This is a genomic window from Synechococcus sp. C9, from assembly GCF_022984075.1.
Classification (GTDB): Bacteria; Cyanobacteriota; Cyanobacteriia; order Gloeomargaritales; family Gloeomargaritaceae; genus Gloeomargarita.
Genome location: NZ_JALAAD010000001.1, coordinates 2,492,501 through 2,517,477 on the forward strand (window position 1 = coordinate 2,492,501; position 24,977 = coordinate 2,517,477).

At 53.1% G+C, this 24,977-nt stretch carries 16 protein-coding genes, 2 rRNA genes and 1 riboswitch (1 of these 19 cut by a window edge); of the genes, 9 read left to right on the top strand and 9 right to left on the bottom strand.

Going from position 1 to position 24,977, the window contains the following annotated elements; all coding sequences use genetic code 11:
- Together MLD66_RS12230 and rrf are read left to right on the top strand one after the other, a co-directional pair.
- A 23S ribosomal RNA gene (locus MLD66_RS12230) occupies positions 1-4,168 on the top strand (it extends 836 nt beyond the left edge of the window).
- 52 nt (positions 4,169-4,220) lie between these two features.
- Positions 4,221-4,337 (top strand): 5S ribosomal RNA (rrf, locus tag MLD66_RS12235).
- A gap of 130 nt (positions 4,338-4,467) precedes the next feature.
- On the opposite strand, the gene MLD66_RS12240 is transcribed toward rrf, so the two are convergent.
- Both MLD66_RS12240 and MLD66_RS12245 read right to left on the bottom strand, forming a co-directional pair.
- On the bottom strand, positions 4,468-5,325 hold the full coding sequence (locus MLD66_RS12240; RefSeq protein WP_247218268.1) for an ABC transporter permease: 858 nt from the start codon (positions 5,323-5,325) through the stop codon (positions 4,468-4,470).
- A 65-nt stretch (positions 5,326-5,390) separates the two neighbouring features.
- Complete coding sequence (locus MLD66_RS12245) at positions 5,391-6,596, bottom strand: response regulator (RefSeq protein WP_339396996.1); 1,206 nt, start codon at positions 6,594-6,596, stop codon at positions 5,391-5,393.
- Between the two features lie 642 nt (positions 6,597-7,238).
- Positions 7,239-7,384: riboswitch (cobalamin riboswitch) on the top strand.
- 273 nt (positions 7,385-7,657) lie between these two features.
- On the opposite strand from MLD66_RS12245, the gene metE reads away from it, so the two are divergent.
- Genes metE through MLD66_RS12260 form a run of 3 tightly spaced genes read left to right on the top strand, consistent with a single transcriptional unit; the run spans position 7,658 to position 10,764 of the window.
- Complete coding sequence (gene metE, locus MLD66_RS12250) at positions 7,658-9,901, top strand: 5-methyltetrahydropteroyltriglutamate--homocysteine S-methyltransferase (protein WP_247218273.1); 2,244 nt, start codon at positions 7,658-7,660, stop codon at positions 9,899-9,901.
- The gene (locus tag MLD66_RS12255; RefSeq protein ID WP_247218275.1) at positions 9,885-10,346 is read left to right on the top strand and encodes a hypothetical protein; all 462 of its coding nucleotides are present in this window, start codon (positions 9,885-9,887) and stop codon (positions 10,344-10,346) included. The genes metE and MLD66_RS12255 overlap by 17 nt, the downstream gene beginning before the upstream one ends.
- Positions 10,336-10,764: a hypothetical protein gene (locus tag MLD66_RS12260; RefSeq protein ID WP_247218277.1), complete on the top strand. Its 429-nt coding sequence runs from the start codon at positions 10,336-10,338 to the stop codon at positions 10,762-10,764. The genes MLD66_RS12255 and MLD66_RS12260 overlap by 11 nt, the downstream gene beginning before the upstream one ends.
- A 169-nt stretch (positions 10,765-10,933) precedes the next feature.
- On the opposite strand, the gene cbiE is transcribed toward MLD66_RS12260, so the two are convergent.
- From cbiE to MLD66_RS12285, 5 genes are all read right to left on the bottom strand, one after another.
- Positions 10,934-12,181 (bottom strand): precorrin-6y C5,15-methyltransferase (decarboxylating) subunit CbiE, encoded by a 1,248-nt coding sequence (gene cbiE, locus MLD66_RS12265; RefSeq protein ID WP_247218280.1) that lies wholly within the window; start codon positions 12,179-12,181, stop codon positions 10,934-10,936.
- A 1-nt stretch (position 12,182) separates the two neighbouring features.
- Positions 12,183-13,871, bottom strand: coding sequence for a dihydroxy-acid dehydratase (ilvD, locus tag MLD66_RS12270; RefSeq protein ID WP_247218282.1), 1,689 nt, complete (start codon positions 13,869-13,871; stop codon positions 12,183-12,185).
- A gap of 346 nt (positions 13,872-14,217) precedes the next feature.
- Positions 14,218-14,844, bottom strand: coding sequence for a ribonuclease H-like domain-containing protein (locus MLD66_RS12275; RefSeq protein WP_247218284.1), 627 nt, complete (start codon positions 14,842-14,844; stop codon positions 14,218-14,220).
- 1 nt (position 14,845) lies between these two features.
- A complete protein-coding gene (locus tag MLD66_RS12280; protein ID WP_247218286.1) occupies positions 14,846-15,169 on the bottom strand; it encodes an STAS domain-containing protein in 324 nt (107 codons plus the stop codon).
- Between the two features lie 27 nt (positions 15,170-15,196).
- Positions 15,197-15,448 (bottom strand): hypothetical protein, encoded by a 252-nt coding sequence (locus MLD66_RS12285; RefSeq protein ID WP_247218288.1) that lies wholly within the window; start codon positions 15,446-15,448, stop codon positions 15,197-15,199.
- 521 nt (positions 15,449-15,969) lie between these two features.
- On the opposite strand from MLD66_RS12285, the gene MLD66_RS12290 reads away from it, so the two are divergent.
- Positions 15,970-17,628 carry an ABC-F family ATP-binding cassette domain-containing protein gene (locus MLD66_RS12290; protein ID WP_247218289.1) on the top strand — a complete coding sequence of 553 codons (1,659 nt, stop codon included), beginning with the start codon at positions 15,970-15,972 and terminating at the stop codon, positions 17,626-17,628.
- A gap of 144 nt (positions 17,629-17,772) precedes the next feature.
- Here MLD66_RS12290 and MLD66_RS12295 read toward each other — a convergent pair whose 3' ends face one another.
- Positions 17,773-19,398: an ABC transporter ATP-binding protein gene (locus MLD66_RS12295; RefSeq protein ID WP_247218291.1), complete on the bottom strand. Its 1,626-nt coding sequence runs from the start codon at positions 19,396-19,398 to the stop codon at positions 17,773-17,775.
- 27 nt (positions 19,399-19,425) lie between these two features.
- Between MLD66_RS12295 and MLD66_RS12300 the strand changes: the two genes are divergently transcribed.
- A complete protein-coding gene (locus tag MLD66_RS12300; protein WP_247218293.1) occupies positions 19,426-19,731 on the top strand; it encodes a hypothetical protein in 306 nt (101 codons plus the stop codon).
- 3 nt (positions 19,732-19,734) lie between these two features.
- Here the strand turns inward: MLD66_RS12300 and MLD66_RS12305 are convergent, their stop codons facing one another.
- The gene (locus tag MLD66_RS12305) at positions 19,735-21,123 is read right to left on the bottom strand and encodes a BCD family MFS transporter (protein WP_247218295.1); all 1,389 of its coding nucleotides are present in this window, start codon (positions 21,121-21,123) and stop codon (positions 19,735-19,737) included.
- Between the two features lie 361 nt (positions 21,124-21,484).
- On the opposite strand from MLD66_RS12305, the gene mrdA reads away from it, so the two are divergent.
- On the top strand, positions 21,485-23,284 hold the full coding sequence (gene mrdA, locus MLD66_RS12310) for a penicillin-binding protein 2 (RefSeq protein WP_247218297.1): 1,800 nt from the start codon (positions 21,485-21,487) through the stop codon (positions 23,282-23,284).
- Entirely contained in the window at positions 23,281-24,882 is a 1,602-nt protein-coding gene (locus MLD66_RS12315) for a DUF3685 domain-containing protein (protein ID WP_247218299.1), read from the top strand. Before mrdA ends, MLD66_RS12315 begins: the two co-directional genes overlap by 4 nt.
- Positions 24,883-24,977 lie beyond the last annotated feature (95 nt).

Below are 24,977 nucleotides of genomic sequence, written 5' to 3' on the forward strand. Positions count from 1 at the left end.
AAATGTGTTGAGGCGCAGCGGTTGCTATACCGGTTGGGGGTAGAGCACTGTTTCGGTGCGGGCGGCGAGAGCTGTACCAAATCGAGGCAAACTCCGAATACCAATCGTTCAGGCAGCTAGTGAGACGGTGGGGGATAAGCTTCATCGTCAAGAGGGAAACAGCCCAGACCACCAGCTAAGGTCCCTAAATTGTGGCTAAGTGGCAAAGGAGGTGGGAGTGCATAGACAACCAGGAGGTTGGCCCAGAAGCAGCCACCCTTAAAAGAGTGCGTAATAGCTCACTGGTCAAGCGCTCCTGCGCCGAAAATGAACGGGACTAAGCCATGTACCGAAGCTGTGGACAGGAAACTGTGGTAGGGGAGCGTTCTGGGTGGGGCGAAGCATCAGCGTAAGCAGGTGTGGACTGCCCAGAAGTGAGAATGTCGGCTTGAGTAGCGAAAACATTGGTGAGAATCCAATGCCCCGAAAACCCAAGGGTTCCGCCGCCAGGTTCGTCCGCGGCGGGTGAGTCAGGGCCTAAGGCGAGGCCGAAAGGCGTAGTCGATGGACAACGGGTGAATATTCCCGTACCGTGTGTGGATTGTGCTGGGGGACGGAGGAGGCTAGGCCAGCGAGATGTTGGTTACTCGTGTAAGCGTTCAACGCTGTGAGGGACGGTGAAAACGTCCTGAGCCGAGGCGTGAGTCCGAGGGACTACGGTTCCGAAGTGGTTGATGTCAAACTCCCGAGAAAAGCCCAAACACGTTAAGCACATGCCTGTACCCGAAACCGACACAGGTGGGTTGGTAGAGGATACCAAGGGGCGCGAGCTAACTCTCTCTAAGGAACTCGGCAAAATTGCCCCGTAAGTTCGCAAGAAGGGGTGCCCCCGCGAGGGGGTCGCAGTGAAGAGGCTCTGGCAACTGTTTACCAAAAACACAGGTCTCCGCTAAGTCGCAAGACGACGTATGGGGGCTGACGCCTGCCCAGTGCCGGAAGGTTAAGGAAGTTGGTCAGGAAACGAAGCTGACGACCGAAGCCCCGGTGAACGGCGGCCGTAACTATAGACTTTTTGTAGTTACGTAAAAAAATCTGGCTATATGCTGGAAAATCCGGTGTATCTGATACTACTCGCTCTGATGGATGCAGGGCAGTGACAATGTACTCAGTGCGGACAATCAGCAGGAAAGATGCCAATGGATTCCAGACTCAAACCCATACCGCCTGAGATTGGGTATTATCTGGCAGGGTTTACCGATGGTGAAGGAAGTTTTAATATTTCCTGCCGTCCCCGCTCGGATTACCTAATTCCTTGGAAAATCTCCGTTAGCTTCAATGTATCTCAGAAAGACCGGGTAATTCTGGCTTTATTTAAGAGATACCTGGGATGTGGTACTTTGCGTGGTCGCCCCGATGGGGTTTGGTACTACGAAGTGACCCAGCTCCGAGCCGTAGTTGAGAATGTGATTCCGTTTTTTGAGCGGTTTCCCTTCCTCTCGGCAAAAAAGAAGCGAGATTTTAGCAAGTTCAAACAGATTGTGGCTTTGATGCAAAGACAAGCCCATTTGACTGAAGGCGGTTTGCGAGAGATATTGTCTATTCGGGAAGGGATGAATGACGGTGGTAAACGCCGTTACACCCATACCGAAATTCTGGAAAGTCTAGGCAAATCCTCAGAGACTATACGCCAGACATCATCTACGGATGGTGATGATATAGTCCGGTCTTCATGGTGACATGAAGGACTGGTGGGGGTAACTTCACCGGTCGCACTTGAACCTAATTTTTAGGTGGGTGTAACAAAAACGAACGGTCCTAAGGTGAATTGGTCGCCTTAGTAAAACTGAACCATATGCGGGAATATCCTCGTACAGCTTGGCTCTACTCGTCTAGTTAGGCACGGAAGTGATTTTTTAACTTCAGTTGTGCTGTTACGCTAGGCAGTTAAAATGAGCGAGACAGGGGGACAATCCGCAGGAAAGACCTGGAAAGCAATTTCCAGGAATCCCCAGAGACTTAATGTTCAGGTACGGCTAATGAATTTGGAAACGCAGTGGGTCGTTGGTTTTGTGGATGGGGAAGGCTGTTTTCATGTGAGCATTAATCCTCACAAGGAAATGGCGGTTGGGTATCAAGTGTTACCCGAATTCACTGTCGTGCAACACCAACGGGATGTGCAGGTGCTTCATGGCTTGAAAGCCTATTTTGGCTGTGGGGTGGTGCGGGTCAATCACGGTGACCGCATGGCCTATCGAGTCAGGAGTATCGAACATCTTGCTCAACGGATTGTGCCTTTTTTCCTCAAGCATCCGTTAAAGACGAGTAAAAACATAGATTTCCTGAAGTTTCGGGATGTGGTTTTACTCTGTCAGGCGGGTGAGCATTTGACGGAAGCAGGCATCATCAAAATTCAGCAGATCACTGCCCAAATGAATCGCAGTCGTACAAGATAAAGTCCAGCTTTGTTGGAAACAGCAAGGACAAACTGAGCGAAATTCCTTGTCGGGTAAGTTCCGACCCGCACGAAAGGCGTAATGATCAGAGCGCTGTCTCGGAGAGAGGCTCGGCGAAATAGACTTGTCCGTGAAGATGCGGACTACCTGTACCTGGACAGAAAGACCCTATGAAGCTTTACTGTAGCCTGGAATTGGGTTTTGGCTTGCTTTGCGTAGGATAGGTGGGAGGCTGTGAAGGTGCCCTTGTGGGGGTGCTGGAGCCAACGGTGAAATACCACTCTGAGCAGGCTGAGATTCTAACCCTGACCCGTGAGCCGGGCGGGGAACCGTTTCAGGTGGGCAGTTTGACTGGGGCGGTCGCCTCCTAAAAGGTAACGGAGGCGCGCAAAGGTTCCCTCAGGCTGGTCGGAAATCAGCCGTAGAGTGCAAAGGCATAAGGGAGCTTGACTGCAAGACCTACAAGTCGAGCAGAGTGGAAACACGGCCTTAGTGATCCGACGGCGCCGCGTGGAAGGGCCGTCGCTCAACGGATAAAAGTTACTCTAGGGATAACAGGCTGATCTCCCCCAAGAGTCCACATCGACGGGGAGGTTTGGCACCTCGATGTCGGCTCATCGCAACCTGGGGCTGTAGTCGGTCCCAAGGGTTGGGCTGTTCGCCCATTAAAGCGGTACGTGAGCTGGGTTCAGAACGTAAATCATTGCGTCACTGTGCAGTAATGTGCAGTAGCAAACCGACTAAAATCGGTAAAACCTTATTCTGGGCACCGAACCCTGGGGTAAGGCCATACCGAGGGTAAGTAGGATACCTGTACCATGTCGAGTCCAGAGGTATTGAGTTACATTGCTGGTTTTTTGGATGGGGATGGGTCTATCAATGTGCAGTTGGTGCGTCGTAAGGACTACCGGCTGGGCTATCAGATACGACCCAGTATTACCTTCTTCCAAAAACAAAAACATCGGGCGTTTTTAGAGTGGTTGCAATCAGTGTTTAGCGTAGGTTGCATCCGGGAACGCAAAGATGGCATGAGCGAATATAGTGTGGTGGATGTCAAATCAGTTGAAAGGATTTTGACGCAACTTCAACCCTATATTCGCTTGAAGCAAAAGCAATGTGATCTGATGTTGGAAATTGTGGCGGAACTGAAGCACTCTGCCCGTTTGTCCCCTCAGGATTTTTTGGCTCTGGCAAAAAAAGTGGATGTTTTTGAGGAGTTGAATGATTCCAAAAAACGTACCATCAAGTCTAGCCAAGTGGCGGAGTTTATGCGTGTACGGCATATCCTAATCCCGTAGAGACTGAGACCTAGGCTGGGCTAACCCCTCAGCGTAAGTCGAGAAGCCTTGTGGATCAAGGTATTCAAATGTCGGCTCCTGTTTTCGTTAGGGGTGAGAAACAGGATGAAGATATAGTCCATGCCCGTAGTGATACGGAGAACCATGCGTGAGACAGTTCGGTCCATATCCGGTATAGGCGTTGGAGTATTGAGAGGAGCCCTCCTTAGTACGAGAGGACCGGGAGGGACGCACCGCTGGTGTACCTGTTATCGTGCCAACGGTAAACGCAGGGTAGCCATGTGCGGAGTGGATAACCGCTGAAAGCATCTAAGTGGGAAGCCCACCTCAAGATGAGTACTCCTAGGTCACAGGCAGACGACCTGTTGATAGGCATCAGGTGTACGTGCAGTAATGCATTCAGCCGAGATGTCCTAATAGACCGTATCACTTGTTCATTGGGTGATTGACTATCTATCCCTATGCAGTTTTCAGGGTTTGGTTCAACTTTCCTGGTGTCTATGGCGCGGTGGAACCACGCCGATCCATCCCGAACTCGGAGGTGAAACGCCGCTGCGGCGAAGATAGTAGGTGGGTAACTGCCTGTGAAAATAGCACGATGCCAGGAAAATCTTCCCAAAGCCCTCTGGAGCGATTCAGGGGGTTTTGTTTTGGGTAGATACGGGTAGCTTGGCGTTAGGTTTTAGCCTTTTTGACCTGGTTTTTTATCAAGAAAGCTCAAGAAGTTTCTGGATCCCTTAGCTAGAGAAATTCATGGGGTTCCCCGGCTCACCCAGCCGTAGGTAGAGCAGAATTGGCAGAAGAATTAGGAGCATCAATACCACCGATAGAGCCGCTCCCAAAGGCCAATCCAGGGTTTTGAGAAACTGATTTTGCACCAGATTTCCCACCAGCAAACTCCGGGCACCACCCAAAATATCTGGGGTGACAAATGCCCCCACCGCCGGGATAAACACCAACAAACACCCCACGCCGATCCCCCGCATACTCAGGGGAATCAATACCCGATAGAGAATTTGCCAAAAATTTGCCCCTAAATCCTGCGCCGCCAAGACTAAATTAAAATCAAATTTTTCTAAGTTGCTATACAGGGGCAAAATCATAAATGGTAGATAGCCATACACCAGCCCAATCCAGACCGCCAATGGGGTAAACAACAGGTTCAATGGCTCGGAAATGATATTTAACCCGAGTAATATAGAATTAATCACCCCCCGTTGCCCCAAAAGTACCATCCAGGCATAGGTGCGTACCAGGAAATTTGTCCAAAAAGGGATGATCACCAATAACAAAAATACAGTGCGCCAGGGGCGGGGTTGGGTCACCAGCCAAAGTGCCAGAGGATAGCCCAACACCAGACACACCAGGGTCGTCCCCAAAGCTAACCCCAAAGAACGGAGCAAAATCTCCCCGTAGGTAGGGTTGAGCAAACGGGCATAATTTTCCCCCGTCCACTGCCACAGCACATTGCCATAGCCCTGTGAGGTGAGAAAACTATAGACCACCAGCAACCCCAGGGGCAGGAGGAAAAACAGCCCCAGCCACAGAACAGGTATGACCAGCAAACCCCGCCACACCCACCAGGAGCGATTCAACCTGCCTCCGTAATTTTACTGAGACGCATTTCCAGGAACCACAGATGACCCTTTTTAGGATAACCCTAGGCTGTGGCTAAATAGCGTTGTACCGTCGCCCGCAACTGTTCCGGGGTGGCTGGTTTTTCCATCACCTCATTCGCCCCCGCCAACCGTGCCCGTGCCCGGTCTAAGATGCCGCCATTAGCCGTCAACAGCACAATCGGCGTATCCTTCAGCACCGGGGATTTCCGCAGGAGCGAACAGACCTCCAAGCCATTCACCTGGGGGAACAACCAGTCCAGGAAAATCACAGCCGGACGGGTTTTGATCAACGTCCCCAACCCCCGCAACGGGTCTTCCAGGGTGACCAAATTAAACTGATCCCCCAGCGCCGCCGCCACATTTTGCAAACACGCCGGGCTATCATCCACACAGGCGACCACCGGTTTGGGTGCGGATTCCGTCACCTCAGGCAAAACCGGCGCTACATCCTCTAGTTCCTGGAGCCGGAAGTAGCCCTCCCGCACCAAAGCCAACAGGGACTGACCCACCAGGGGTAGCTGTGCCCCCGTCGCCACCGCCAAATCCCAGAAGGTGTGTTGCCCATCACACAACCGGGACAGGGTGAGATAGGTTTGGGCGTTCACCCGCTGTTCCAAACGGCGTTTTTCATGAAATTGGGGTGCCATATCCGGGGAAGTCGCCCGCAAACCCACCTCCTGCCACTGTTGCCAAACCTGTTCCACCCGCCGCCATTCCTCAGTTACCACCAAGAGGAGCAATTCCCCCGGCAGTCGGGCTTCCCCATCCCAGTAGCCCCGCACCTGACCGACCCCCATCTGCGCCAGGGTCACCGCCTGTGCCAAAGCAAACAAAACCTCCGTCACCGCCCCCCGGATCACCTGCTGGGCTTGCTCCTGGGTAATCTGCCGAGCCTCCACCGCCTGGGTCAATACGTCATACTCCCAAGCCGTCTCCGGCGCCCCCTGCACCCCCTGCAATGCTGGGGCAAACTGACCGGTCAACCGCCGCCACCGCCGATACCGATGCTGACCCCCGGTCGCAAATAGTAAACGTCCCCCCAGGAAAAACAACGACCACCGCTGACGGCTATCCCCCAACTGCAACTCCCCCGATAGGCGGTGCGTCTGCATCTTTGTCCACACGTCCGATAGGTGGGTCACTCTAAATGTTTGTCCTGACATTTCTGGCTTCTCCGAAGGTTGTTTCCGTAGGTTTACTGGCTCTACTGGTTGTATGGTAACAACTTTTTCAACATTTGGCGACATTTCTTAACAATTTACTCCTTAAAATGGGAATAGAGTCAGATTATCACGTCTTACAAAGGGTTACAACCCCGATTTGTACGACATTATACCTAGCTACAATCTTTATTTTGTATGTATAAGTTATTTATTTTATAGCCACAAAATTTACAAAAGCCATGCTCATCCCATGTCCCCAACGCCCCACCATCTCCCGATTTCAGTAAACATACCTAAGTATTTACCCGCACACGGAGAAAATTTATCCAATGCCGACCTGGGAAACCTTAAGTTTTTCCGTAGTATCCCGGAACCTCCCAAAATCTAGTGGTAAGTAGTCTGTTACAAATCCTTAACCTTACGACCGCACCGGCACCAATGGGCATTCCCCAGGAATCTTTCTTGATTAAGGAACAAAAATTTTCCAGAACCAAGGACGGGGACGGTGCCCTGCGACGAGCAGTGAGGAGTGAGAAGTGAGAAGTGAGATTCCCCAGAACCAAGGACGGGGACGGTGCCCCTGCGACCGCTAACTTTGAATTTATGAATTGATAGAGATACCCACAATTATAACAACAATAAAAGCATAATATAAATACAATATACAGCTTTTCCTGAAATGTTTACTTTTGTTAAGTTAATCTCCAACCACTCCTGGGCACGTGTTAGCTTCAAAGGCAGTTCGGTTCTAACGGGGAGCAGTCGTTAGAGGTAACGGGGAAAGTCCGGTGGAAATCCGGCGCTGTCCCGCAGCTGTGAGGGGAAATTTCACTCCCTAAGTCAGAATGCCCGCCGAGCGGTAAACCCAGAACATACAACATCTGCGAGGTACGGATGAGGAACGATTTACGGTCTTGCCGTCGGTTTTGGTTAGAAATTTTGAGGTTGTAGCGTCCCCTTGGCGCATTTTGAGGGGTGTTTGCTGGTGTCATGCTGACCCTTAGTCTGATTCCCAGATTGAGGTAATTTGGTATTTAACGCCAGTTTTGCAATGTGCCCCCAATTCTTCTGGAGTTTGGATGGGTTCTGGATAGGAACCTGGTTAATTTTGGCTGGCAATTTACTGAAATTTAGGACAATACATCATGACATTGGCTACAGCAACTTTGGGCTATCCCCGCATTGGTAAAAATCGGGAACTCAAAAAGGCATTAGAGGCTTTCTGGGGTCAAAAATCCGATGAAGCCACCCTCCGGCAAACGGTGCAACAGATCAGGTTAGCGAATTGGCAGACCCAAAAAGATGCTGGAATTGACCACATTGGCATTGGGGATATGTCGCTCTATGATTGGGTGTTGGATTGGATTGGGCGTTTGGGATTGATTCCCCAGCGGTTTCAGCATTTAGCGGGACTTGACCAGTACTTTGCGATGGCACGGGGACGGGAGGGGATTCCTGCCCTGGAAATGACCAAGTGGTTTGATACCAATTACCACTACCTGGTGCCGGAAATTGCCGCAGATATGGAACCCAAGGCTGATTTTGCCGAATTTTTGGCGGTTGTGGATCACGCCCAAAGGGTTCTCGGTTCACGGGCGGTGCCGATGATTCTTAGCCCCGTCACGCTGTTGTGTCTGAGTCGCCGGGAGGGGGATTTCCTGGCGCATTTGCACCGTTTATTGCCGCTGTACCGGGAATTGTTGACCCAGCTTGCCGCCCGGGGCACGGCGGAAGTGCAGTTCCATGAACCGATTTTGGTGACGAGCCAAGGGGTAGGGTTGCGTACAGCGATTGAGACCACCTATACCGAACTGGCGGCTGTCGGGGTTCCCATCCAGGTGATGACCTATTTTGATGACCTGGGGGATACCTATCCTTGGGTGGTGGCATTGCCGGTGGCGGGGATTGGTTTGGATTTCACCAGGGGCAGAAATTTAGAATTACTACAAAAGTACGGTTTCCCCAGCGATAAAACCTTGGGCGTGGGTTTGGTGGATGGGCGCAATATCTGGAAAATTCGTCCCCAGCGGGTGATGCCGATCCGAGAAGCAATCCAAAAAGTGACGAAAAATCTCCGCCTGCAACCCTCAGCTTCTCTGCAATTTATCCCCTACTCAGCCCAGCGGGAAACCAATTTACCGGCACCGCTTCGTCAGGTTCTCAGTTTTGCGGAGCAGAAATTGGCGGAAGTTGTCCTGTTGGCGCATGGGGGGGAAGGCAACGCAGAGAAACTCGCCTGTTTAGAAGCACAATGGCAGGCATTTGCCCAGTTTAGTCCGGCTAATCCGACGGTGCGGGAACGTCTGCATCAGGTAACCCCCCAGACCCTAGAACGTGCCCTGCCCTACGAGCAACGCCGACCCCTGCAACCCCAACTGCCCCCCTTGCCCACCACGACCATTGGTTCCTTTCCCCAAACCTCGGAGGTGCGCCAACTGCGGGTCAAGCGGAAGCGGGGGGAAATCACCCAGGCGGAATACGAAGCGGCGATTGATGCGGAAATTGCCCGGTGCATTCGCTATCAAGAGGAGGCGGGGTTGGATGTGTTGGTGCATGGGGAATTTGAACGCACGGATATGGTGGAGTTTTTTGGGCAACAACTCGCCGGGTTTGCCTTTACCGAGCATGGCTGGGTGCAGAGCTATGGCAGTCGGTGCGTGCGTCCCCCGATTATTTACGCTGATGTAGCGCGCCCTCAACCCATGACGGTGCGGGAGTTTCGGGTTGCCCAATCCCTCACCCAGAAAATCGTCAAGGGGATGCTCACGGGACCGGTGACCATGATCAATTGGTCCTTTACGCGGGATGACCTCCCTCGGCGGGAGCAGGCACTGCAAATTGCCCTAGCGTTGCGGGATGAGGTGGCGGATTTGGAGGCGGCGGGTGCCAAAATGGTGCAGATTGATGAACCGGCACTGCGGGAAGGGTTGCCCCTCAAGCGGGAGCGTTGGGATGAATACCTGTCCTGGGCGGTGGATGCCTTTCGGTTGGCGGCGGGGGTAGCCAAGCCAGAAACCCAAATTCATACCCACATGTGCTACTCCGAATTTGGCGACATCATGCCCCATATTGAACGACTAGATGCGGATGTGCTGTCCATTGAAAACAGCCGGAGCAATAACGAAACGCTTTGGCAAATTACGCGTGCGGGCTACAAGCACCAAGTGGGGAATGGGGTTTACGATGTCCACAGCCCAGTGGTGCCTACGGTGGCACAAATGGTGCATCAACTCAAAAGCGGCATCGCCCACCTACCACTCCAGCAAATTTGGGTGAATCCCGATTGTGGTCTGAAAACCCGCCGTTGGGAGGAGGTGATCCCGGCTCTGAAAAATATGGTGGCGGCGGCAAAAATCCTCCGGGAGGAGACCCATGCCACCCCTGAATGACCTCTGGCAGGGCAATTGCGGCTGTTGGCATCACCATTTCATCCGGGAACATTTCTTACCATTGGGGTACATAGCTTGGGACGGATTTCGCACCCAGGGGCGGGGGTTGGTGGTCTGTGGGGTGTCCCTTCCCCAACCGGAATGCTGGGACTGGCGTTGGCGGCGTGTTGGGTATGTCCTCCGATTTGTCCCCCTCGCCCGGATTCCCGCCTGTCTGTCAACCCTGCACGTGCTACCCGCCACTGTCCCCGATCTCCTGGCTAGGGTTCAGCAGTACCATCCAGGCGAGCAAATGCTCCTGGTACTCCACGCCAACGGGGATACGGGTATTTATGACCTGCAACGGTTGGCAATTGCGCCCGAGGAATGCTACCGCCAGGTACAACGGCGCTGGTCGGAATTTTGCCTGGAACCCCATCAGCACGGAGGTTTTTATGGACGATAGCGACTGGCAACAGGATTTCATTAGCAAAAATTTGCTGATCCTGGGCTACAACGCCTGGCTGGGCTACCGCCACAGTGGTCGGGGGGTGCTGGTCACCAGTACAAATGCGCCAACGGTGAGCATGGCTGGGGAATCCTTTGCCACCTACTTTGTGCAACGACCCCATTTGGCGGCGTTTTTGAATGCTTGGTTAGCCGCGCCAGACACGGCGATTTTACGCCACCATTTTATGAATGCCCACATTTTGGCGGTTGTGGATGGGTATGATCCCACGACGGAAGCCGTATTCCTGTTGGAATCGTTTAACCAAGTGACGTTTTTTTACCTCAGAAATCTGCCCATCCCGCCGCCCCAATGCTATGAACAGGTGTGTAAAAACTGGGAGGAATTTCACCCGGTTACTTGCTCTTTGCCGTAGCAATTTTAATCCTCTACCTTGGAGACAGAACTATAGCAATCCTAAATGAGAATAGAACAGGGGTCGCAGGGGCACCGCCCCCGTATTTGGTTCTGCGGAATTTCCGTTCGTTAATCAAGTAGGATTGCTATACACAACCTACAAAGGAGATTGCCATCGCAAAAAAAGCTCAGGGATGGGGTTTGGTTAATTGAATTAAGGTAATTGGGTTGAGGGGTTGCCAGCGGGTCAAATCCCCAACAGACAGGGAACGGGAAAGGCGAATATCCAGGGCGTGATACGACCAGTCCTGTTGTTTCGCCCAGCTTAAAACCAGTGCCTGATGTTCTTGGGTCGCCAATGCTAAAACCACGATTCCCCTTGGCGGTAAACGGGTATCTAATGCCTCTAAAATTGCCCTTAAATTGCCGCCACTTCCACCAATAAACACCCGGTCAGGATTGGGTAAATGAGTAAAAATTTCCGGGGCATTGCCGGTAATGACGGTGATATTAGGCACCCCTAACTGTTGACAGTTTTGGTGAATTAATTGCACCCCCATCGCATTTTTTTCAATGGCATAGACCGAACTTTCAGGTAGTAAACGGGCGATTTCAATGGCTACCGTACCTGTACCTGCTCCCACATCCCAAATCGTTTGCCCATCTTGTAACTGTAATTCTCCCAAAATTAAACTGCGAATTTCCTTTTTGGTCATCAAACCCAGCTGGTCGGGAAATCCATGAAATAGACCATCAGATAATCCTAATACTGGTAAAAAATTAGTATTTAATAATCGGGATGCCTCCCGCAGAAGTACCACGATATTAAGTGTATTTCTTTGATCATTTAACGCTTCATCGAGGGAAAGTAATTCAATTTTTTCATCCGCACTGCCCAACTGCTCACACACCCAAATATGATAAGAAATTGGTAATTTTAATTCTTGAATCACCTGGGCAATGGTGCGGACATTGTGGGTGGGGTCAGTGAGGATAGCAATTTTAGCCACCCCTTGTTTGAGCGGGGGGATTAAATTCTCCCAGGAACGACCATGAATACTCACAATTTGGGCATCCTGCCAAGGAATTTTCAAGCGACTAAACGCCAACTGGATAGCACTGACGTGGGGATAAAACCGGAGCGATTCCGGCGGAAAATGGCTGAGCAATAACCGCCCAATCCCAAAAAACAAAGGGTCACCGGATGCCAACACCACCGCCTGTTCATACCCCTGTGCCAAATGGTTTTTTAAGTCCTGAATACCCTGATTAAGATGCTCCCAAGGCAGATGCAGGGCTGGATGTGTCGCAAAATGGGCTAAATGCCGGGGAGTGCCGCATAAAATTTGCGCTTGATTCAGGGCAATTTGGGCATCTTGACTCAGCGAGTCCGCCCCTTCCCAGCCCAGACCAATGACATGAATGACCGCCGCCAAATCACGCCCACAAATCCAAATCCGTCACCGCCCCCAAATGACTGCCCGCCACCAACTTGGCATACTTCGCCAACACCCCACGGGTGTAACGGGGAGCCGGGGGTTGCCATTGCGCCCGCCGTTGTGCCAATTCCTCATCCGAAACGTGCAAGTGTAAACGGCATTCCTGGGCATCAATCGTGATCACATCCCCCTCCTGTACCAGGGCAATCGCCCCGCCCACCGCCGCTTCAGGGGACACATGACCCACCACCAGCCCATAGGTACCGCCGGAAAACCGCCCATCCGTAATCAACCCCACCTGATCCCCCAGCCCTGCCCCGATGATCGCCGACGTGGGGGACAACATTTCCCGCATCCCCGGTCCACCTTTTGGTCCCTCATAGCGGATCACCACCACATCCCCCGCCTGAATGCGCCCGGCGAGAATCGCCGCCAAACAGGTTTCCTCCGCATCAAACACCCGGGCTGGTCCCGTGATCGAGGTGCGTTTGATCCCCGAAATCTTGGCTACCGCTCCCTCTGTCGCCAAATTGCCCCGCAAAATCGCCAAATGCCCCTGGGGATACACCGGGTTGTCCCAAGGACGAATCACCTCCTGCCCCGCCGGGGGGTCATCCGGCACCGTCGCCAACTGCTCCGCCCACGTGCGCCCCGTAATCGTCAGACAATCCCCGTGCAGTACCCCGTGATTGAGCAAAATTTTCAACACCTGGGGAATCCCCCCCGCCTGGTGAAAATCCACCGTCACATACCGCCCGGACGGCTTCAAATCGCACAACACCGGCACCCGCTCCCGCATACGGGCAAAATCATCCAACGTCAAGGGCACTTCTGCCGCCTGGGCAATCGCCAACAAATGCAGTACCGCATTGGTCGAACCCCCCACCGCCATCACCGTGGCAATGGCATTCTCCAGCGACTTACGGGTAATCAACTGCCGGGGCAAAATCTGCTTTTCAATCGCCTCCACCAACACCTTGGCTGATTCCGCCGCACTGTCCAATTTTTCCCCATCCTCCGCCGCCATCGTCGAAGAATACATCAGGCTCAACCCCAGCACCTCCGCCACCGAGGACATGGTATTGGCAGTGTACATCCCGCCGCAGGAACCCACTCCCGGACACGCCCGCCGTTCAATTTCCAGTAAATCTGCCTCACTCATTTTCCCGGCACTGTAGGCACCCACCGCTTCAAACGCACTCACAATCGTCAAATCCTGCCCCTGATAATGCCCCGGTTTAATGGTTCCCCCATAGACAAAAATCGCCGGGATATTCAGGCGTGCCATCGCCATTAATGCCCCCGGAATGTTTTTATCACAACCGCCAATCGCTAAAATTCCATCCAAACTTTGCCCCAAACACACCGTTTCAATCGCATCCGCAATCACTTCCCGGGACACCAAAGAGCATTTCATCCCTTCCGTGCCCATGGAAATCCCATCGCTAATCGTAATCGTGCCAAACATTTGGGGCATGGCATTGGCTTGCCGCATCGCCGCTTCCGCTTGCAGGGCTAAATCATTGATCCCGGCATTGCAGGGGGTAATGGTGCTGTACGCATTGGCAATTCCCACAATCGGCTTGGCAAAATCCGCATCCGTGAAGCCCACAGCCCGCAACATCGCCCGGTTCGGGGAACGTTGGACACCGGCGGTAATCACCTGACTGCGGCGAGAATTGTTCATAAAATGACAGCACAAGGGCAGAGAAATACGTTAGGTTTCATCATACCATGAGTGGGGGGAGCGCTCTGGAGGATTTACGGTACTAGGGTTCACCCAACCAAGTCTGATGAAAGTAAGCTATTTTTTAGATTTAGGGCACCTCTATTGATTATGTCCACCACTGGGAGATTATTTCGTTAAAATATCCATATTCCCCAGAACCAAGACGGGGGCTACGCCCCTGCGACCCATTTTTTTTAGAAGTGCCCTTATGTCCACCAGTGGCAGATTATTTCACTAAAATGCCCATATTTCCCAGAACCAAGGGTGGGGGGTGCCCCCTGCAATCCATTTTTAGAATTGCCCTTTAATGTTCAAAAATCCCCTGATAATTTAACAGGTCTAAACTCACGATAGTCGGCACACATTGGAAACACTCTTGCGTCAATTCCCAGCGACCTTCCCGTTGCAACATAGCGGTTAACTTTTCCGCAATTTGAGGTAAGTAAATCACATCATTAGCCGCATAGGCCAATTGCTCAGGACGCAAAGCATCCGGTCGTCCCCAATCCGAGGATTGAGCCTGTTTATCCAATTCAATGCCCAACAGTTCTTGTACCACATCTTTTAGCCCATGTTTGGGGGAATAGGTGCGAGCCATTTTACTGGCAATTTTAGTACAAAAAATCGGTTGGACTCGGATATTCAAATGGTAACGTAAGGTGGCTAAATCAAAGCGAGCATAGTGAAAAATTTTGAGAATCTGGGGAGCTTCCAGCAGGGTTTGCAGATGGGGGGCTTGGGTTTGTCCCGGCAAAATTTTCACCAAAGTTGTCTGTCCCGCCGCATCACTCACCTGTACCAAACACAACCGATCCCGGGCGGGGATCAACCCCATCGTCTCCGTGTCCACACCCAATACGGATTGTTGTTGATAATGGGTGAGCAGTTCGAGGGATAAATCCTGTTCACAGAAATGGGATTGGGCGGCCATATTATTTCCCATATTCCTGGTCAAAAACCTGCCGATTCGGATAAATCTTAATAATCCGTTCGAGTCCGGTAATCTCCAAGAGGGTTTTCACCTGGTCAGAGGGCTGACACAGAGCCAATTCCCCCCCCACCGAGCGTAGGCTTTTCAAGGCGGCCACCATTGCCCCCAATCCAGAACTATCCACAAATTCCACCTGACTGAAATCCAGTAGCACCAGCGCCGCCTTTTGACTGGCAATCTGTTTCACCTGTTGGGTCAATCCATCTTTCGTGGTGGTATCCAAACGCACCGGCGGCACGACCACCTCTACGGGTAATTGGCTCATAATTCTAAGATTAATTGCTTTTCTAAACTACCATAGACCAAATTGGGTCAAAAATAAATGCGTTACGGACGGCCACCACTTTTCCCATAGCTCCCAGGTACGGGTCAGCAAGGCACGGGGACCAAGCCCAAAGCCAAATTGTAAAATTCCTAGGATCAGCCCAATGGTAAGCAGGGTTTTGCCCGTATCCACTGTCACTTTGATGACCCAACGCAACACCAACCAGACCAACAATAGGGTCAACGCCAGCAAAAGTATATCCCCAATGGTTGTTTTCATGAGGTGTAGTACCTCTCAGGGAACCAGTATCTTTACACAACTCCATCAATCTATTTTATGACGTATTTATGGCGTATTTGATCCCAGTCGGCTGTAACAATTTCAGATAATCTATGGGAATAAATAACCAAGTTATATAGCTATGCCAGGCAGGGGAGGAGAACCAGGGTAAAATTATCTGTAGAATTATAAGAATATAAAAAACTTACTTTTAAGGCTTAGCGTCAATGGGATTTTACACCACACTTCTGTTAATTTCAAAGTATAGAAATCCCACTTGATTAACGAACGGAAATTCCGCAGAACCAAATACGGGGGCGTTGCCCCTGCGACCCCTGTTCTATTCTCATTTAGGATTGCTATAGACCGTGATCAAGTTGCCTATGGTAATTATTTATTGCCAAAACCAAGGCTGGTCGGCTCAGGCTGGCATCCTGCGGTTCGGACTCAAGTATCTGGACAGCCATGAACCCTGCAACACAAAACCATTAAGATAGAGTTGCCATCTGGTGGTGCCTGTTATGCTTCGCCTTGAACATATTCAAAAAATTTACCCGACCGGTGAGGTGCTCAAGGATATTAACTGGGAAGTGAAAGCTGGGGATCGTATCGGTTTGGTCGGGGTGAATGGGGCGGGCAAGTCCACCCAATTAAAAATTATTACCGGGGAAATCGAGCCAACGGCAGGGCATATTATCAAGCCCAGTCAGTTCAAAGTGGGCTATCTGAGTCAGGAATTTGCGGTTGATTTCACCAGAACGGTTAAAGAGGAATTTTGGACTGTTTTTACGGAAGCCAATCAGATTCAAGCCGAACTGGCGGCAGTGAATGTAGCACTGGAACAGATTAAAGAAGGCGAAGATTTTCAGCCACTCCTCAAAAAATTAGACCGTTTGCAAAGGCGATTTGAAGAACTATATGGCTATCAACTGGAAAGTCAAATTGATGAAATTCTACCGGAGTTGGGTTTCACTCCAGCGGACGGCACCCGGCTCGTCGGTGAATTTAGCGGTGGTTGGCAGATGCGGATCAATTTGGGCAAGGTGATGCTCACCTGTCCCGATCTAATGCTATTGGATGAACCAACCAATCACTTGGACTTGGAAACAATTCAATGGTTAGAAGCCTATCTAAAGCAACAAAAAATTCCTATGGTTATCGTCTCCCATGACCGCACTTTTTTAGACCGATTATGTACGCAGATTGTTGAAACTGAACGGGGTATTTCTCGTACCTATTTAGGAAATTATTCCCAATATCTAGCCCAAAAGGCGGAAGACCAAGATGCCCAATTGAGTGCCTTTGAACGCCAACAAAAATATATTGAAAAACAACAGGTATTTGTGGAGCGATTTCGTGCCAGTGCCCATCGCAGTACCCAAGCAAAAAGTAGGGAAAAGCTATTGAATAAAATGGAGAAAATCGAAGCTCCAGCCAGTCAAGTCCGCACCCTTAAATTCAAGTTTCCCCCCCCACCTCGCAGTGGTAAATTTACAGTATCAATTAAAAATCTTACCCATGCCTATGGTGATAAAATCTTGTTTTTGGGAGCAAACTTAGAGATTGAAAATGGGGATAAGGTGGCATTTTTAGGGGCAAATGGTACTGGCAAATCTACCCTACTGCGCCTGATCGTTGGCAAAGAAATTCCCAACGAAGGGGATATTACCTATGGTCATAATGTGCAGATCGGTTACTTTGAACAAAATCAAGCGGAAGCTCTGGATTTGCATAAAACTGTGTTTGATACCATCCAAGATGAATTTCCCGAGCGGGATCATCAGGAAGTACGCAGTTTGTTGGGGCAATTTCTGTTTTCAGGGGATACGGTCTTTAAGAAGGTCAGGGACATCAGCGGGGGTGAAAAAGCTCGCCTTGCGCTGGCAAAAATGCTTTGGAAGCCGGTAAATTTTTTGATTTTAGATGAGCCAACCAACCACCTTGATATTCCTGCTAAGGAAATGCTAGAAAATGCAATTCAAGAATATACGGGAACCGTAGCAATTGTTTCCCACGACCGCTATTTTATCGCTCAAACCGCTACTAAGATTGTGGAAATTAGGGATGGATTACTGTATGTCTATCTGGGTAATTATGACTATTACCTAGAGAAAAAAGAGGAAGAGAAACGACAAGCCGCCGCTATGGCTAAACAGGGTAAAACAAAGCGTAAAAAATAAAAGTACCCCTATAGTAATCCGACTTGATTAACGACCAGCAATTCCCCAAAACCAAGATGGGGCAATGCTCTGCAACCCTTGATGTTATCAGTATAAAATCACAGTTAATTACCCTGAATAACCCTCACATTGTACTCTCAATTTTTATGCGGATTCAGCAACGCCTGGGTTCGTTAACCGATGCAGTCCAGCGGCGCACACCAATTCTTGGGTGTAGGGATGTTGGGGATGGTCAAGCACGGTTTGGGCGCACCCATATTCCACAATCTGCCCCCGTTGCAGAACGGCGATCCGATGGCAAAACTGCCGTGCCACCCGCAAATCATGGGTAATAAATAAAAACGTTAATCCTAGTTCTTGTCGGAGTTGCGCCAATAACTGCAAAATTTGCACCTGCACCTGGGCATCCAACATACTCACCGGCTCATCGCAAATTAATACTTGGGGACGCATGATCAACGCCCGGGCAATCGCCACCCGCTGTTGTTGCCCCCCCGAAAGTTGTTGGGGATAACGAGGTAGGTATTGCTCCGATAGCCCCACCTGGGTCAAGAGTTCCCGCACCATGTCCCCTGCCCGTTGCCCCTGGGCTAACCCGTGAATGCGTAAAGGTTCCCGCAGAATTTGCTCGACGGTCAAAAGGGGATTGAGACAGGCACGGGGGTCTTGGAAAATGATTTGTAAATGGCGGCGGTAGGGGCGAAATTGCCGAGCATTGAGGGGAATAATATCCTGATTGTGCCAAAATACTTGCCCCTGGGTGGGATGAATTAATTTGAGGATAATCCGGGCGCAGGTGCTTTTCCCAGAACCGGATTCCCCCACCAGCCCCAGGGTTTCCCCCGGTTGCAAACTAAAATTTACCCCGTCCAAAATGGTCAATTGCGGTACAGGTCGCCAGCCCAGCCGTTGCAGGGGGGTTTGCGCCGGGAGCGGGTAGGAATGTTTCAGCCCCTGGACGACCAAACAGGGGACAGCCGGGGTTAACGGCGGGACAGCCAAGGTCAGGTTGGCACCTCGCAGGGCTTGGGTGTAGGGGTGTTGCGGTTGGGTGAGCACTTGGGCGGTCATGCCCGCTTCGACAATTTGCCCCTGGTACATCACCGCCACCCGCTGGCAATACTGGCTCACCAAATGCAAGTCATGGGAAATGAGAATCAACGCCGGAGCCAAACGTACTAATAATTGCAGTATTTCCGCCGCCACCGTCGCATCCAAACTGGTGGTGGGTTCATCGGCAATCACCAAGGGGGGACGCAACAGCAACGCCAGGGCAATTCCCACCCGTTGACGCATCCCACCGGAAAGCTGATGGGGATATTGCCCCCAACACCGCTGGGGGAGTTGCACCGCTTCCAGCATGGCTAACCCGGTCGCTTTCGCTTCAGCTGGGGTGATGCGCCGGTGGGCATAGAGGGTTTCCCGCAGGTGCTCTCCCACCGTCATCAGGGGGTTCAACCGGGTCATGGGGTCTTGGAAGACGAACCCCACCTGTTCCCCCCGCAGGTGGCGCAGTTGTCGTGGGGACAATGTTAATAGGTTTACCCCGTCTAAAAGAATTTCCCCCTGCACCCGGCTCCCCTGGGGTAGTAAACGCACCAACGCCCTGCCCAGGGTGGATTTCCCGGAACCGGACTCCCCCACCAACCCCAGCCGTTCCCCCGGTGCCAAGGTTAAATGAATATCCTGCAACGCCCAGGGGGAATTGGGATAGGCGACCCAAAGATGCCGCACTGATAATAAAGGCTTTCCGGTTACACTGGAAGTCAAGGCGGTAGTTATCCAAGGAACTCTTCCATGAAATCATACGGGATGTGGGTGGGGCTGAGTGCCATACTGGTGGGGTGCCTGGGGGGCGCAGAGGTGACTTGGGCAAAACCCCGCCCAAAACCCGCCGACGTGATCGAACCGAGCGGTTTAGAGCCGATTTTGGGTCCTAGCCCTGCCCTACGCCAGGAAGTGGAATCCTTGAGCATCCCCCCTCAACCCGTCACCATTCCCCCCCTGGAAATCCAAGGCACCCCCCCGAACACCCAGGAAATTGAATTTCGCATCACCCCTGTCCAAGGCCCTGGGCAGGGTTCTGGACCCGTACCCGATTAACCCCTACTCCAACTCCTCCGCCAAGAGTTCCCCCAAAGCCGCCCGGGTTCGGTGGGCAAAGGCTTTCACATCCACCGTGCGGAGTAAGGTTGCCGCTGTCAAAAGTAATACAATTTGCGTACCAAATACCGGCACATATGCCCAAAAAGTCTCCGCCCCAAACCAGTTGCTCCCCAATTCCAGCAATCCGCCACCGCCCAAGGTCGCCAACGCCCGTGCCAACGCCTGTGCCAGTCCCCACGCCCCGATAAACGTCCCCGCCGTTTCCGCCAGGGTCAAATCCAGCATCAGGGTTAAAGCACCCGTGGTCGTCACCCCCGCCGCCACCCCAAAGGCAAACACCATCAGGGTAAACAGCCACACCTGCCCCACCCAGCCCGCCAACATGATGCCCAAAAATCCCAGAGCCGCCAAGCCACAGCCCAACATGGTGGTCGGACGTTTCCCCAGGCGGGGCACCACCCAAAACCCCGTCACCCCCAGCCCCAACAGCGTCCCCATCCCCCAATAGGCATTCAACCGGGTCGTGGCGGCAATCGGCATCCCAAACACCGTCCCCCCGTAGGGTTCCAGCACCGGCTCCTGCATAAATAAACCCAGGGTCATACACAGCAAAAAACTAAAAAATAAACCGGTTTGCGGACTAGCCGTCAACACTCGCAACGCCCGCCCCAGGGTAATCTGATCCTCCCGTTCCACCACCTGGGAGCGCACCCGATAGCGGGAAAATCGGGCTTCGATCCCCGCCGTCGCCGCCCATGCCAACCCCACCACCCCCAACGGCACCAGGGTAAACAGCCGGTTCACACTCCCCCGCACCACCGCTTCTGCCGCATCCAATTCCACCTGTTTGAGCAACCAACTGCCTGTGATTGCCCCCGCAATAATTCCCACCATCAACAGCGACCAGACCACGCCCACCAATTGGGAGCGGTTATCCTCATCGGAAATATCTACTAACAGCGCCGCAAACGGCGTAGAACTAGCACTCACCGCCAACCCATACAGGGCAAACCCCAACCCCAGCAAAGCCACCCACGCCCAGGTCACCCCCGTCCAGCCCAGGGCGATCTGCGCCGCCACCTGCCAGGTGATTTGCACCACCCCCCAAGCCAACAGGGCAAACACCCCCGCCCCCAGCCACACATAACCCGTGCGGTGCAGTCCCCCCACCGGATGGGCATCGGACATCTGCCCAAACCACACCCGTGCCGGTGCCACCAACTGGTGCATGGCAATCACCCCCGCCGCCACCAGAGGGGGAATCCCCAACTCACTGATCATCACCCGGTTGAGAATCCCCAACATCAACACCGACATCATCCCCAAACCCGCTTGGAATAACCCCAAGCGCACCATCGTCACCAAGTTAATCCGGGGATATTCGCCCATGCCCGTCACCTGTCTGAAATCGCCACGTTATCTATTATGGTGCAGATGCTCACGGTCAAGGGGGGAGTGGGCAGGAGGGTTGCTTAATTACTCAGAAATAACAGGAATAAAAAAATAACGGCAATAGAAATCACAGGAATCAACGACTAAAGCGGCACAGCCTCCCGGTTTTCAGAATCTCTACCTTTTTTCTTAAGGGCACTTCTAAAAATGGGTCGCAGGGCGTATCCCCCGTCTGTGGTTCTGGGGAATTGTTGGGCGTTTTTGGGAGAGTATAAACACCATAACCGTGTCCCAGTGTGATGAAATGATGCGATTAAATGAATATAATTCCCATAGTCGTATCTCTTCCTGATACCTGATGGTGCTTTGGCAACAAACGGCACGTTTGCGGGAGTCCCCCTGGGCAGAACCGGGCATTGGGCGGGGACGGCAGGCGGTGGTGCTGATGGTCGGTATCAGCCTGGTACTCTTTGGGGGGATTGGGAGCCGCTTAGCCTATTTGCAACTGGTAAAAGGGCAAGAACACCAGCAGATGGCGGATAGCAACCGCATTCGTTTGATTCCCAAACCCCCGGATCGGGGGCGGATTTTTGACCGGCAGGGACGGTTGTTGGCCGGGAGTCGCCTGTCCTATTCCGTGTTTCTCTGGCCGATTGCCCAACGCCCCCAGGAATGGCAAAAAACCCTCACCACCCTGGCACAACTGCTGGACATCCCGGAACCGGAAATGCAAAACCGCTTGGAAAAGGCGGGGTACTATTCCCCCTACCTGTTGCGGTTGGCACGGGGGATCGGCCCGGCGCACATCACCGCCCTGATGGAGCATAGCGACCACTTGCCGGGGGTGATTATCAATGCGGAACCCATCCGCTACTACGCCCACGGGGAGTTGTTTGCCCATGTCCTGGGCTATACGGGGGAAATCAGCGAACAGGAACTGCAAGCCCGCCAAGGGGAAAATTATCGGCTGGGGGATGTGATCGGGCAAATGGGGGTGGAGTCCGCCTTGGAATCCCGTCTGCGAGGGGAATGGGGGGGACAACAGGTGGAGGTGGACGCCCGGGGGCAGGTTTTACGCATCTTGGGCAAAAAGCCTTCGGTGGCGGGGCAGGATGTCACCCTGACCTTGGATTTGGATTTGCAAAAGGCGGCGGCCAAAGCCCTGGGCAACCGGCGGGGGGCGGTGGTGGCCCTTGACCCCCGGAATGGGGCAGTGCGGGCGATGGTCAGCTATCCGGGGTTTGACCCGAATATCTTTTCCGGGCGGGTGACCCCCCAACAGTGGCAGGAGTTGCAACGGCGCAGTTTTCCCTTTGTGAATCGGGCATTGCAGGCCTATCCCCCGGCCAGTACCTTTAAGATTGTGACCACGACAGCGGCTTTGGAATCCGGTCGCTTTAGCCCCAATACGGTGTTGGCCACCTTTCCCTTTTTGACCGTGGGGGGGATTCAGTTTTGGGACTGGAACCGGGCGGGGTTTGGGCCTTTGGATTTTGTCGGGGCCATGGCCTGGAGTAGCGATACCTTTTTTTATCAGATTGCCCTGGGGGTCAAAGAGCAACCGATTGTGGAGTGGTCCCGCCGCTATGGCTTTGGGGAAAAAACCGGGATTGAATTGGCGACAGAAGAGGCCAAGGGGCTGGTGCCGGATGAGGACTGGAAGCTGAAAACCCTCAAGGAACCCTGGTACGCCGGGGATACGGTGAATATGTCCATCGGCCAGGGGTTTATGCAGACCTCGCCCTTGCAGGTGGCGGTGATGTTTGCGGTGGTGGCCAACGGGGGGTATCGGGTGCGTCCCCATCTGTACGAAGCGCCGGGGGATACGCCCAGCCAGTGGCGCACACCCATCGGTCTCAAACCCACCACCGTTAATATTCTCCAGCGGGGACTGCGGCAGGTGGTCACCGGGGGCACGGGCAGTGCCTTAAATGTCAGCCATCTCCCCCCCATTGCGGGCAAAAGCGGCACGGCGGAGGACCCCCCCCGGCAGAGCCACACCTGGTTTGGGGCCTATGCCCCGGCGGATAACCCGGAATTGGTGGTGGTGGCCTTCGGGGAAAACTCCGGGGGCGGCGGGGGAAGTTTGGCTGGCCCCATGACCCTGCAGGTGCTGGAAGCCTATTTTGCCCAAAAGCGCAAGCAGGGCCGCCCATGACGGAAACCAGGGAGCCACACCCCCAACCGGTGATTTTACTCAGCAGTCGGGAACCGATCCTGCGCCTGGGACTCTCCCGCTGGCTGGAACAACAAAACCTGGCCCAGGTGGTGACCAGCGACCAACCGGGGGAGTTGCAAAATCTGTTGAGCGAACGGTTGCAACAGACCCAACCCCTGGTGAATTTGCTGGTGGTGGATTTGGAACTGGCGGACATCCCCCTGTGCCAATCCCTGCGCCGCCGTTATCCCCACCTGCCCATCCTCGCCCTGGGCCCCCCGGTGAGCCGGGATCAGCTATTGCAATTTCAACAACTGGGGCTGGCGGCCTACGTGGAACGCACCACCCCGGCGTACACCCTCTGGCAATGGATGCAGGCGATTTTGGGGGGCTATTCCCCCTGGTTGCAACCGGAAACCCTCACCCCCCGCTGGCGTTCCGAGTTCTATACCCAAGGCTTGGCGCAGATTGAAGCGGCGCTAGCGCAATGCCAACAATGGGCACAACGTCCCCGTCCCTGGCTGGCCACCCAGATCACCCGGGGGCGCATCCGGGAATTGCACGCCGCTCGCCGTTTGATCACCTGGCTGTGGCGACCGGGAGCCGTGTTGGCACCCCCCCCCGCCGTGGTGACCCCCCCCCCAGCCCTCCCCAGTGGGGAACGATGGAGCCGAGTGCGGCAAAAATTCAACCAACCCCTGACCAACACCAGCAATCTGCTTTTGGAAACCGACCTGCTCCGGTTTGAAAAACAACGAGAACTGTGGAATACCATTCTCAATCGGTGGGAAGCCCTGCTGGCGGAATTGCTCGAAGCCCGCCTTACCCCCGAAGAACTGCCCCCCCGTTGCCCAGAGTTGGTGGAACGGCTGTGGCAGGAAGCCCTGACGGATTTTGTCGGACGTTATTACACCATTGACGGACAGGATGTGCTTGACACCCTCCTGGCGCAGCGGGACACGGTGCGAGCGGTCATTTTGGATAAAATTCCCCTGGTCAACGACCTGTTTAGCTTTTATGTATTTCAAACACCCCTGGGCATTGATGGGGTCTTGTATGCGGCGAACAGCCAAATCGCCAGGGACCACGCCGCCACCCTCCTGGAAAATTTGGTGTTGCAGGTCGCCAACGGGGTGGTACAACCCCTGCTCAACTGTTTTCCCCACCATGAATCGGTGAAGCAACGGTTTTATCGGCGCAACCTGCTCTCCACCCGGGAAACCGAACGGCTCCGCAACCAACTTTCCCAACGCTACCGCTGGCAACGCTACTGGGACGAACCCCGGGCGATTTTTGAGAGTCGTTATCAACTGTTGCGGATTCAAGACCAAACGATTGTCCAGTACCCGGTGTATGCGGGGCGCACGGCGGAACTGGCGCAACTCCGGGGCATTCCCTGGCTGGTCACCCTCTGGTTGGAGTTTCAGGATGCGGTGGCACCCGTACTGCGGGCGGTGGCAAACTACATTGGTCGTACCAGCGCCTATCTGCTCACCCGGATCATTGGGCGGGGTTTGGGCTTGATTGGGCGGGGGATTTTGCAGGGGATTGGCAGTACCTTGCAAAACAATCGCTCCCAGGAATCCTCCCAACTGTAATCTTTCGTAACCATTTAGCCTCCTGAGTATTAAAACTTACTTAAGGCAGGGAAAGGGTCAGGATTTACTTTGCTCTAATTGAGAATAATATCTAT